Consider the following 11,587-nt stretch of genomic DNA (forward strand, 5'->3'; position numbering starts at 1 on the left):
CCCCCCCCTCCCCCCCCCCCCCCCGCCCCCCCCCCCCCCCCCCCCCCCCCCCGCCACAGGGCCTGACCGGCACCCTACCGGTACCCGCCGAGGTCACTTCAACCCGGCCGCGTCCATCCCCCGAAGCTCCCGCTTCAGCTCGCCGATCTCGTCCCGCAGCCGGGCCGCGAGCTCGAACTGGAGGTCGGTCGCCGCCTGGTGCATCTGCGTGCTCAGCTGGTCGATCAGCCCGGCCAGCTCCGCACGCGGCATGTTCGCCACGTCGGCGCGCTCACCCAGCGCGGGGACCGGCGCCCTGGCGGCCTGGGCGCCCTGGCGGTAACCGGTCGACATGAGCTCCTCGGTGTCCACGTCCTCGCGGTTCAGGGTGTCCAGGATGTCCGCGATCTGCTTGCGCAACGGCGTCGGGTCGATCCCGTGCTCCGCGTTGTACGCCAGCTGCTTGTCCCGGCGCCGCGTGGTCTCGTCGATCGCGGCCCGCATGGAGTCCGTGACGTTGTCCGCGTACATGTGCACCTGACCGTCCACGTTGCGCGCCGCGCGGCCGATCGTCTGGATCAGCGAGGTCTCCGAACGCAGGAAACCCTCCTTGTCCGCGTCCAGGATCGCCACCAGCGAGACCTCCGGCAGGTCCAGGCCCTCACGCAGCAGGTTGATACCGACCAGGACGTCGAACTCGCCCACCCGCAGCTCGCGCAGCAGCTCCACCCGGCGCAGCGTGTCCACCTCACTGTGCAGGTACCGCACCCGGATGCCCAGCTCCGCGAAGTAGTCCGTGAGGTCCTCGGCCATCTTCTTGGTCAGGGTGGTCACCAGGACCCGCTCGGAGCGCTCCGCGCGCTCCCGGATCTCGTGCACCAGGTCGTCGATCTGCCCGTCGGTCGGCTTGACCACCACCTGCGGGTCGACCAGCCCGGTCGGGCGGATGACCTGCTCGACCACGTCGCCACCGGACTGGCGCAGCTCGTACTTGCCGGGCGTCGCGGACAGGTAGACCGACTGCCCGATGCGCTTCGTGAACTCCTCCCACTTCAGCGGCCGGTTGTCCATGGCCGACGGCAGCCGGAAGCCGTGGTCGACCAGGGTGCGCTTGCGCGCCGCGTCGCCCTCGTACATGGCACCGATCTGCGGGACCGTCACGTGCGACTCGTCCAGGACCAGCAGGAAGTCCTCGGGGAAGTAGTCCAGCAGCGTGTTGGGGGCACTGCCCGGGTCACGGCCGTCGAAGTGCCGCGAGTAGTTCTCGATCCCCGAACAGGTGCCGAGCTGACGCATCATCTCCAGGTCGTGGGTGGTGCGCATCCGCAGCCGCTGCGCCTCCAGCAGCTTGCCCTGGCCCTCCAGCTCGGTCAGCCGCTCGCCCAGCTCCGCCTCGATCGTGCCGATCGCGCGTTCGGTGCGCTCCTCACCGGCCACGTAGTGGGAGGCCGGGAAGATGAACATCTCCTCGCTCTCGCCCAGCACCTCGCCGGTCAGGGGGTGCAGGGTGAGCAGCCGCTCGATCTCGTCACCGAACATCTCGATGCGGATCGCCAGTTCCTCGTAGACCGGGATGATCTCGATGGTGTCCCCGCGCACCCGGAACGTGCCGCGTGTGAACGCCACGTCGTTGCGCGTGTACTGCATCTCCACCAGGCGACGCAGCAGGTCGTCCCGGTCCACCTCCATGCCCACCGCGAGCTGGGCCATACGGTCCACGTACTCCTGCGGTGTGCCCAGACCGTAGATGCACGACACGGACGCCACCACGATCGTGTCCCGCCGGGTGAGCAGCGAGTTGGTCGCGGAGTGCCGCAGCCGCTCCACCTCGTCGTTGATCGAGGAGTCCTTCTCGATGTAGGTGTCACTCTGCGGAACGTAGGCCTCGGGCTGGTAGTAGTCGTAGTAGGAGACGAAGTACTCGACGGCGTTGTTCGGCAGCATCTGCCGCAGCTCGTTGGCGAACTGCGCCGCCAGGGTCTTGTTGGGCTGCATCACCAGCGTGGGCCGCTGGAGCTGTTCCACCGTCCACGCCACCGTGGCCGTCTTGCCCGTACCGGTCGCGCCCAGCAGCACCGTGTGCTGGTCGCCCTCCCGCACCCTCTTGGTGATCTGCTCGATCGCCCGGGGCTGGTCCCCCGCCGGGGTCATCTCCGAGACGACCTCGAAGGGTGCCTCGCTGCGCTTGATGTCACTGACCGGTCGCACTTGCCCTCTTCTCCCCTACGAACGTCGGGCCGCTCCCTCGCCCACGTGTCCCTTCCTCCAACGCTACAGACCGCCCACGACATCCCGGTGCCCCGGAAACCCCTCCCACGGGGCCCGGACCGGATCGTCGACGTCGGTGCGTACGCGTCCCACCACCCGCCGCCGCGAGGCGTCCCGTGGCCACCCAGGGCCACGGGGAGGGCACGGAAGCGGACGGGGCGGGCGGGACGCAGGGGCCTAGTCGGCGCGCTCCAGGAGTTCACGCCACAACTCCGCCACACGGGAGGCGAGCTCCTCGCGGCTCCCGGAGTTGTCCACCACCAGGTCGGCGGCGGCCAGGCGGGTCGACCGGTCGGCCTGGGCGGCGATCCGGGCCCGCACCTGCTCGGCGGGCATGTCCCGGTCACGCGAGACCCGCTCGACACGGAGGTCGTCGGGGGTGTCCACCACGACCACCACGTCGTAGAGGGACTCCAGCCCGTTCTCCACCAGGAGGGGCACGTCGTAGACCACCACCCTGGCGCCGGAGGCCTCGGCCTCCGCCATCAGCTGTCCGCTGCGCTCGGCCACCCGGGGGTGGACGATCGCGTTGAGGCTGGCCAGGCGGGCCTCGTCGGCGAAGACGATCGCGCCCAGCGCGGGCCGGTCCAGGCTTCCGTCGGCGGCGAGCACCCGGTCACCGAACTCGGAGACCACCTCGGCCAGCCCCGGTGTTCCGGGCGCGACCACCTCGCGGGCGATGGCGTCGGCGTCGATCACCACCGCACCGTAGGAGGACAGCGCGGACGAGACCGCGCTCTTGCCCGAACCGATACCGCCGGTGAGACCCACTTTCAGCATGGGCCACACCCTAGGGGGCCCGGTGGTGGGGCGTCACGCCGACCCCGCGACCACCCGGTCCAGTTCCTTGCGCATGTGCACCATCACCAGGTGCTCCGCGACCCGCTCGCGGTGGGTCTCCGCGTATCCGAGGGTCCGGTACAGGCGCTGGTTCCTCGGGCTCTGCGCCCCCGTGAAGAGGGTGAGCGCCGTCAGTTCGGGCCTGCGCTCGCGCAGGTCGTCCTCGACCCGGGTCAGCAGGTCCCCCGCGATCCCTCGTCGGCGCATGTCCGGGGCGACCACCAGGCGGCCCACCACCCCGGTGGTCTCGGTGACCCCGGCCCGGACCGCCCCGACCAGTCGGTGCCCGACCACGGCCTTGAGCACCACAGCGTCGGCGTCGGCGAGCAGCTTCTCGATCCGGGCCAGCCCCTCGGTGAGCGGCAGGATGAACGGGTCCCCGCAGGCCTGGGCCTCGTCCACGTAGGCGGCACGTTGCAGGGTGAAGATCTCACCGGCGTCGTCGGGGGTGGCCGGGTGGATGTCGAACACGTCGCCTCCTCAACTGGGTCCCCGCCCTCGGCGGGTACCAGGCAACCCTAGCCCCCGGTACGTAGCCTTGACCCATGGTGAGCAGCAACGCAGTCGATGTGGACGCCTATCTGGCGGAACTTCCCGAACCCGACCGGGCCGTGCTGAGCCGTCTCCGGGACCTGTGCCGCGACGAGCTCGCGGGGTTCGAGGAGGTGATGGCGTACGGGATGCCCGGCTATCGCAGGGACGGGGTCCTGGAGGTGGCCTTCGCCCGCCAGAAGCGGCACGTCTCCGTCTATCTGATGCGCGAGGACGTCACCGCCGCCCTCGCCGACCGGCTCGCGGACCAGGACATGGGCCGGGGGTGTCTGCGCTTCCGGAGCCCCGGGGCGGTCGACCTCGACCTCGTGCGCGACCTGCTGCGAGCGACCGCCGCGACCCGGGGTCCGGCCCGCTGACACGCGGAAGGGCCGCCCCCACCCGTGGGTGGGGACGGCCCTTCACTCAGGCGTCACTCGGGCCGGAGCCCGGCGGGAGACCCTCAGGCCTCGCCGCCCGCGAGCTTCTCGCGGAGGGCGGCCAGAGCCTCGTCGGAGGCCAGGGCGCCGCTGGTGGAGTCCGAGCTGGACGACGAACCGCCGGCGCTCTGCCCGCCACCGGTGTAGTCCTCCTCGTCCTCCTCCGGAGCAGGGGCGTTGGCGGCGTCGGCCTCGGCCGCGCGCGCCTCCTCGACCTGCTTGCGGTGAGCCTCGAAGCGGGCCTGCGCCTCGGCGTAGCTGCGCTCCCACTCGTCGCGCTGGGCCTCGAAGCCCTCGAGCCACTCGCCGCTGTCCGCGTCGAAGCCCTCGGGGTACTTGTAGTTGCCCTGCTCGTCGTAGTCGGCGGCCATGCCGTACAGGGTGGGGTCGAAGTCCACCTGGTCGGGCGAGACGCTCTCGTTGGCCTGCTTCAGCGAGAGGCTGATGCGACGGCGGTCGAGGTCGATGTCGATGATCTTGACGAAGATCTCGGTGCCGACCTGGACGACCTGCTCCGGCACCTCGACGTGGCGCTCGGCCAGCTCGGAGATGTGGACCAGGCCCTCGATGCCCTCCTCGACGCGCACGAACGCACCGAACGGGACGAGCTTGGTGACCTTGCCGGGAACGACCTGACCGATCTGGTGGGTCCGGGCGAACTGCTGCCACGGGTCTTCCTGGGTCGCCTTGAGCGACAGGGAGACGCGCTCGCGCTCCATGTCCACGTCGAGAACCTCGACGGTGACCTCCTGGCCGACCTCGACAACCTCGCTCGGGTGGTCGATGTGCTTCCAGGACAGCTCGGAGACGTGCACCAGGCCGTCGACGCCACCCAGGTCCACGAAGGCACCGAAGTTGACGATCGAGGAGACGACGCCCTTGCGGATCTGACCCTTCTGGAGGGTGTTGAGGAACGTCTGACGAACCTCGGACTGGGTCTGCTCCAGCCAGGCGCGACGGGACAGGACCACGTTGTTGCGGTTCTTGTCCAGCTCGATGATCTTCGCCTCGAGCTCGCGGCCGACGTAGGGCTGAAGGTCGCGGACGCGACGCATCTCGACCAGGGACGCCGGAAGGAAGCCGCGGAGGCCGATGTCGAGGATGAGACCACCCTTGACGACCTCGATGACGGTGCCGGTGACGACGCCGTCCTCTTCCTTGATCTTCTCGATCGTGCCCCAGGCCCGCTCGTACTGAGCGCGCTTCTTGGACAGGATCAGACGGCCTTCCTTGTCCTCCTTCTGGAGAACGAGGGCTTCGACCTGGTCGCCGACGGCAACGACCTCACCGGGGTCGACGTCGTGCTTGATCGACAGTTCCCGAGAGGGGATGACACCCTCGGTCTTGTAGCCGATGTCGAGCAAGACCTCGTCTCGATCGACCTTCACGATGGTGCCCTCGACGATGTCACCGTCGTTGAAGTACTTGATGGTCTCGTCGATCGCCGCGAGGAAGGCTTCCTCGGACCCGATGTCGTTGACCGCTACCTGGGGTGTCGAGGTGGCCTCGGTGCTGCTCGTCATTTGTGGGTGGACTCCGGATACGGACAGGAACAGGAAATGGGCACGCCGCAGGTTCGAGCCCGTCGATCCGCAGTCCAGAAGTAAGAAGCGAAGGTCACATGTACGGAACGAGCCGTCCGTGACCGCCAGCCGCCGGTCCAGAGTGGAGACCGAAGCGGTGCAACCCTCCTGCCCCCTACCGGAGACAGCGGACGCCCGCACGAACCCACAACGCTGACGCCAGAATATGAGACGAGAGCGCGCAGGTCAATCGGAATCCGGCGAGAGGGCACCGTACAAGGCTGTCGTGGCCGCAATTTACCCGAGCGGGGCGGGGAAGATCAACCAGGCCCCCGGCCATGTCTGCCAGGGGCTGACGCACCCCGCGAGCCGCTCCGGCGGGGCGGGGGCGGAACATCCGGAAAAAAGTCCGAATCGCGTGCTTCTCCGGACGTCCGTCAGTCCATCGGAGGCCGCGAACGCGACTTCTTCACGTCACCCCGCCGACGCTTGGCCTCCAGTCGGCGCCGCTTGGACGCCCGGCTCGGCCGCGTACCGCGCCGCTCCGGCGGCGGGGGCGCGATCGCCTCCGCGAGGATGGCCGCCAACCGCTCCCGCGCCTCGACCCGGTTGCGCACCTGGGAACGGTGCGTCTGCGCCGACACCGTCAGCACCCCGTCCACCAGACGCCCCGACAGCCGTTCCAGGGCGCGGGCCCGCCGCGTGGCTCCCAGCGCCCGGCACGAGGCCACGTCCAACGACAGCGACACCCGGGTGTCCGACGTGTTCACGTGCTGCCCGCCCGGCCCCGAGGACCGTGAGAACCGCCACGTCAACGCGTCGGCGGGAACGGTCACGGGCCCCACGGCCAGACCGGCCGTCGTCTCATCCTGCCCCGCCACCGTCCCCACCTCCGAGTTCAGCGCCGCGTCCTAGTGCGCGGCGTCGTGCCAGTTCTGCCCGCTGCCGACCGAGACGCCCAGCGGAACACGCAGAGCATAGGCGGAGCCCATCTCGTGCGTCACGAGGTTTTCGACCGCCTCGCGCTCTCCCGGGGCGACCTCCACCACGAGCTCGTCGTGCACCTGCAACAGCACCCGGGAACGGAACCCGCCCTCGGTGAGCGCCGCGTCCACCTGGAGCATCGCCACCTTGATGATGTCGGCGGCCGAACCCTGGATCGGCGCGTTCAACGCCATCCGCTCCGCCATCTCACGCCGCTGGCGGTTGTCGCTCGTCAGGTCCGGCAGGTAGCGGCGGCGCCCCAGGATCGTCTCCGTGTACCCCACCTTGCGGGCCTCGTCCACGACCCGGTTCAGGTAGTCGCGTACCCCGCCGAAGTTGGCGAAGTAGTCCTCCATGAGCCTCTTCGCCTCCTCCGGGGTGATACCCAGCTGCTGGGACAGGCCGTAGGCGCTCAGCCCGTACGCCAGCCCGTAGCTCATCGCCTTGATCTTGGACCGCGCCTCGCCGTCGACCTCCTCCACCTCGATGTCGAAGACCTGCGCCGCCATGTGCGCGTGGAAGTCGTACCCGCTGTTGAACGCGTCGATCAGCGCCTGCTCGCCCGACAGGTGTGCCATGATCCGCAGCTCGATCTGGCTGTAGTCCGCGGTGAGCAGCTCCTCGTAGCCCTCACCGACCACGAACGCGCGCCGGATCCGCCGGCCCACGTCCGTGCGCACCGGGATGTTCTGGAGGTTGGGCTCCGTGGAGCTCAGCCGCCCCGTCGCCGCCACCGTCTGGTTGAACGTGGTGTGGATGCGCCCGTCGTCGGAGACCGTCTTGATCAGGCCCTCGACCGTCGTGCGCAGCTTCGTCTGGTCCCGGTGGTGCAGCAGCACGCCCGGCAGCTCGTTCTCGGTCCGCTCCGCCAGCCACGCCAACGCGTCCGCGTCGGTCGTGTAGCCGGTCTTGATCTTCTTGGTCCGGGGCAGCTCCAGGTCCTCGAAGAGCACCTGCTGCAACTGCTTGGGGGAACCCAGGTTGAACTCCCGGCCCACGATCTCGTGCGCCCGCTCCACCGCGCCGCGCGCCGCCGACGCGAACTCCCCCTGGAGACCCTCCAGGTACTCGCGGTCCGCGGCGATCCCGGCGCGCTCCAACCGGGCCAGCACGTCCACCAGCGGCAGCTCCACCTCGGCCAGCAGGTGGGTGCCGCCCCGCTTGTCCAGCTCCGCGGCGAGCACGCCCGCGAGGTCCCGGGTGGCGGCGGCCCGCACGGCCAGCCCGTGCCCGCGCCCGCTGCCGCCCTCCTCCCCCAGGTCCAGGGTCATCTGGGCGCCGTCGGTGTCCTCCTCCAGCTCCCGGCCCAGGTACTTGCGGCACAGGTCCGCGAGGTCGAACCGGCGCTGCCCCGGCTGCGCCAGGTAGGCCGCCAGCGCGGTGTCGCTGATCACCCCGTTCAGGTCCCAGCCGTGCGCGCCCAGCGCCAGCAGGGCTCCCTTGTACTCGTGCACGGCCTTGGGCCGCTCGGCGTCGGCCAGGAAGCCCGCCAGCGCCTCGGTGTCCGCGGCGTCGAGCACGGTGGGGTCCACGAACAGCGCGGCCCCGCTCGGGACGGTGACGGCGAGCGCGTCCACCCGCCCGGTCCCCGCGCCCCAGGCGCCGTCGATCGCCAACCCCGCCGGGGCGTGCTCCGTGAGCGCCTCGGCGGAGGCGTGCTCGGCGATCCAGGCGGACACCCCGCCGGTGGCCGCCACCGTCACGTCCACGGTGAAGCCCTCGCCGGCCCCGCCCTCCTCGGCGGCCTCCGCGCCCTCGCCCGCGCGGATCACCGCGTACAGGCGCTCGCGGAGGTTGGAGGCGAACTCCAGGTTGTCGAAGAGCGCGTCGACCCCGGCCCGGTCGGCCTCGCCCATCCCCAGCTCGCGCACCCCGGTGTCCAGCTCCACGTCGGTGACCAGCTTGTTGAGCCGCTGGTTGCGCAGGACGTCGTCGAGGTGGTCGCGGAAGTTCTGCCCGGCCTTGCCCGGGACCTCGTCCGCGCGGGCCACCAGCTCCTCCAGGGAACCGAACTTGGTGATCCACTTGGCGGCGGTCTTGGGACCCACCCCCGGCACCCCGGGAAGGTTGTCGGCCTTCTCCCCCACCAGCGCCGCGAGATCGCGGTACCGCTCCGGTGAGACCCCGTACTTGTCCTCCACCGCCTCGGGGTCCATCCGGCGCATGTCGGACAGGCTCTTGCCGGGGTACAGCACCGTGCAGTTCTCGGTCACCAACTGGAAGGCGTCCCGGTCACCGGAGGCGATCAGCACCTCCATGCCGGCCTCCCCGCCCTGGTGCGCGAGCGTGGCGATGACGTCGTCGGCCTCGAAGCCGGGCGCCGACAGGTTCGCGACACCGATCAGCCGCATCAGGTCCTGGGTCAGCGGAACCTGGGAGGGGAACTCCGGCGGCGTCTCCGACCGGCCGCCCTTGTAGCCGTCGTACTCCTCGTCCCTGAAGGTGGGGCCGGACAGGTCCCACGCCACCGCGACGTGCGTGGGCTCCTCGTCGCGCAGCAGCTTCACCAGCATGGAGGCGAAGCCGTACACCGCGTTGGTGGACTGCCCGGTACTGGTACCGAACTTCTCCACGGGGAGCGCGAAGAACGCGCGGAAGGCCATCGAGTGGCCGTCCAGGAGGAGCAGCCGGGCGCGCCCGCCGTCGGCCTGGGATGTCTGTTCAGGGGTCTCTCGCTTGGTCACCACAGAACGAATCCTAGGATGCGCTACGGACACCCCGCGGCCATCACCACGGGAACACCGCCCCGGACCGGTCGGTTCGACCGGTTACGGGGCCACCTGACCGGATCGGAAGGCAACACCATGACCACTGACGCCGAGGGAATGCGTGAGCTCCTGGACTCCGGGGCGCTCACCGACGGCCTGGTCGAGAGGATGGGCATCGAGGTCACGGAGGCCTCCGCCGAGCGCGTCGTGGGCCGGATGCCGGTCGAGGGCAACCGCCAGCCCTTCGGGCTGCTGCACGGGGGCGCCTCCTGCGTCCTCGCGGAGACCCTGGGGTCCATCGGGTCCACCGTCCACGCCCAGGGCTTCGGGCGGGTCGCCGTGGGCATCGAGATCAACGCGACCCACCACCGCTCCGCCCTGGAGGGGCACGTCACCGGGGTCGCCACCCCGGTCCACCTCGGTCGCACCCTCGCCACCTGGGACATCACCATCACCGATGACCAGGGACGCAAGGTCTGCACCTCCCGCCTCACCTGCATGCTGCGCGACGCTCCCCAGTAGGGCGAGACGGGACGGGGCGTCCCGTCGGCGCCCCGGCTTCCCCCTCCGGGCGCATCCTCCCCTTCCTGTCAGACACACCCCCTCCCCTGTTAGGCACACCCCCGCCAGGAGTGAAGCCCGCCTAACGCCTCCGCGCCACCCCGAACGCTGGACGAACCGCCACCCCCACACCCCCACGCCACGACAACCGGCCACCCCAACCCCCACCACACCCGGCATCCGTCCAGTCACACCCCGCCACACGGCTACAGACTCATAACGAGCAGAAGGCGAGTGAGACGCAACCGGCGCTCGCAGCTTCCACCGGAACCCGATACCGGATTAAGCTCCGCTAACGCTCCTGATTAAGTCATGCCACACATAACGGGCAACAGGACGCAAAAGCGCTATCGGCACGGCTGCGCAGACCAGCCGGTTGAACGGAGTGACCACGAACATGGCAAGCAAGAAGTTCCTGAGCCTCACTGCCGCAACCGCGGCCCTCGTTCTTGGGCTCACCGCGTGTGGCAACGGAGACGGCGGCAGCGCGGACGGAGGTGACGGCTCCGGCGAGGAGTTCACCTTCGGCATCCTCTACCCGCAGACCGGCAGCCTCGCCTTCCTCGGCCCGCCCCAGATCACCGCCGCCAAGTACGCCATCGACGAGATCAACGCCGCCGGCGGCATCCTCGGCACCGACGTCCCCGCCATCGTCGAAGCCGACGAGGCCGGCGACGCCGCCCAGGCCAACCAGGCCGCCAACGACCTCGTCTCCGCGGACGTCAACGCCGTCATCGGCGCCGCCGCCTCCGCCATGACGCAGGCCAGCTACGACACCGTCACCGCCGCGAGCATCGTCCAGTGCTCCGGCTCCAACACCGCCCCCGACCTCAGCGAGATCGACGACAACGGGTACTTCTTCCGCACCGCGCCCAGCGACCTCCTCTCCGGCCCCGTCCTGGCCCGCCAGATGGTCGACGACGGCGCCTTCGACATCGCCATCGTCGCCCGTGCCGACGACTACGGCGACGGCTACCGCGGCGCCGTGGAGGACGAGCTCGAAGCCCTCGGCGCGAACGTGGTCGCCACCGAGAACTACGACCCCGACGCCACCAACTTCGACTCCGTCGTCAACGCCGTCTCCGGCGCCGAGCCCGACGCCGTCGCCCTGATCTCCTTCCAGGAGGGCGCCCAGGTCATCGCCGAACTCATCGAGTCCGGCATCGAGGGCGACCAGCTCTACATCACCGACGGCCTCAACGACCCCGAGCTCGGCACCACCGTGAACGCCGACGACCCCGACGTCGTCACCGGCGTCACCGGTGTCGCCCCCGGCGCGGACAACCCCGAGTTCAACGAGGGCCTGCGCGCCTTCGACCCCGAACTCGACGTCTTCCAGTTCGCCCCGCAGGTCTTCGACTGCGTCACCGCGATCGCCCTGGCCGCCGAGTCCGCCGGATCCGTCACCCCCGCCGACTACGTCGAGCACCTGCCCGAGATCAGCCGCCCCGACGGCACCGAGTGCGGAACCTTCGAGGAGTGCCGCGACCTCCTCAACGACGGTGAGGAGATCGACTTCCAGGGCACCAGCGGCAACATCGACTTCGACGACAACGGCGACCCCACCTCCGCCACCTTCGAGGTCTTCCACTTCGGTGACGAGGGCTACGAGACCCTCGGCTTCGAGGAGTACTCCGTCAACGAGTGACGACGGATGACCGCGTCTCCCACCACGGACCACCACGTCCCTGAGTGAGAGGCCCCTCTCCACACACCGAGCGAACCGTCCGGGGGTGGGGGGGGGGGGGAGGAG

General features: G+C 70.1%; 9 protein-coding genes. 3 read left to right on the forward strand and 6 right to left on the reverse strand.

All coding sequences use genetic code 11. The features are described 5' to 3' along the window. Positions 1–93: 93 nt before the first annotated feature. From uvrB to ACRWK8_RS26515, 3 genes are all read right to left on the reverse strand, one after another. A complete protein-coding gene (gene uvrB / locus ACRWK8_RS26505) occupies positions 94–2,187 on the reverse strand; it encodes an excinuclease ABC subunit UvrB (protein ID WP_431873188.1) in 2,094 nt (697 codons plus the stop codon). A gap of 237 nt (positions 2,188–2,424) precedes the next feature. Next, positions 2,425–3,027, reverse strand: coding sequence for a dephospho-CoA kinase (gene coaE / locus ACRWK8_RS26510; RefSeq protein WP_378742042.1), 603 nt, complete (start codon positions 3,025–3,027; stop codon positions 2,425–2,427). Positions 3,028–3,060: 33 nt separating this feature from the next. Beyond that, positions 3,061–3,558 carry a GNAT family N-acetyltransferase gene (locus ACRWK8_RS26515; protein WP_431873189.1) on the reverse strand — a complete coding sequence of 166 codons (498 nt, stop codon included), beginning with the start codon at positions 3,556–3,558 and terminating at the stop codon, positions 3,061–3,063. 74 nt (positions 3,559–3,632) lie between these two features. Between ACRWK8_RS26515 and ACRWK8_RS26520 the strand changes: the two genes are divergently transcribed. Continuing rightward, complete coding sequence (locus tag ACRWK8_RS26520) at positions 3,633–3,998, forward strand: iron chaperone (protein ID WP_431873190.1); 366 nt, start codon at positions 3,633–3,635, stop codon at positions 3,996–3,998. Between the two features lie 83 nt (positions 3,999–4,081). Here ACRWK8_RS26520 and rpsA read toward each other — a convergent pair whose 3' ends face one another. The 3 genes from rpsA to polA form a co-directional block, all read right to left on the reverse strand. Beyond that, positions 4,082–5,581, reverse strand: a complete 1,500-nt coding sequence (gene rpsA, locus ACRWK8_RS26525; protein WP_378742049.1) for a 30S ribosomal protein S1 — start codon at positions 5,579–5,581, stop codon at positions 4,082–4,084. 437 nt (positions 5,582–6,018) lie between these two features. After that, positions 6,019–6,462, reverse strand: a complete 444-nt coding sequence (arfB, locus tag ACRWK8_RS26530) for an alternative ribosome rescue aminoacyl-tRNA hydrolase ArfB (RefSeq protein WP_378742052.1) — start codon at positions 6,460–6,462, stop codon at positions 6,019–6,021. 30 nt (positions 6,463–6,492) lie between these two features. After that, positions 6,493–9,252, reverse strand: coding sequence for a DNA polymerase I (gene polA / locus ACRWK8_RS26535; protein ID WP_378742054.1), 2,760 nt, complete (start codon positions 9,250–9,252; stop codon positions 6,493–6,495). 117 nt (positions 9,253–9,369) lie between these two features. On the opposite strand from polA, the gene ACRWK8_RS26540 reads away from it, so the two are divergent. Then, positions 9,370–9,795 carry a PaaI family thioesterase gene (locus ACRWK8_RS26540; protein WP_378742057.1) on the forward strand — a complete coding sequence of 142 codons (426 nt, stop codon included), beginning with the start codon at positions 9,370–9,372 and terminating at the stop codon, positions 9,793–9,795. Between the two features lie 436 nt (positions 9,796–10,231). Beyond that, positions 10,232–11,482, forward strand: coding sequence for an ABC transporter substrate-binding protein (locus tag ACRWK8_RS26545; RefSeq protein ID WP_378742059.1), 1,251 nt, complete (start codon positions 10,232–10,234; stop codon positions 11,480–11,482). Positions 11,483–11,587: the final 105 nt, after the last annotated feature.

The sequence above is a fragment of the Nocardiopsis eucommiae genome (genome assembly GCF_965344335.1).
Lineage (GTDB): Bacteria > Actinomycetota > Actinomycetes > Streptosporangiales > Streptosporangiaceae > Nocardiopsis > Nocardiopsis eucommiae.

Bases quoted from the DNA above. Each gene is read 5' to 3' on its own strand.
- coaE (WP_378742042.1), bottom strand. From the start codon at position 3,027: ATGCTGAAAGTGGGTCTCACCGGCGGTATCGGTTCGGGCAAGAGCGCG.
- ACRWK8_RS26520 (WP_431873190.1), top strand. From the start codon at position 3,633: ATGGTGAGCAGCAACGCAGTCGATGTGGACGCCTATCTGGCGGAACTT.
- rpsA (WP_378742049.1), bottom strand. From the start codon at position 5,581: ATGACGAGCAGCACCGAGGCCACCTCGACACCCCAGGTAGCGGTCAAC.
- ACRWK8_RS26540 (WP_378742057.1), top strand. From the start codon at position 9,370: ATGACCACTGACGCCGAGGGAATGCGTGAGCTCCTGGACTCCGGGGCG.
- ACRWK8_RS26545 (WP_378742059.1), top strand. From the start codon at position 10,232: ATGGCAAGCAAGAAGTTCCTGAGCCTCACTGCCGCAACCGCGGCCCTC.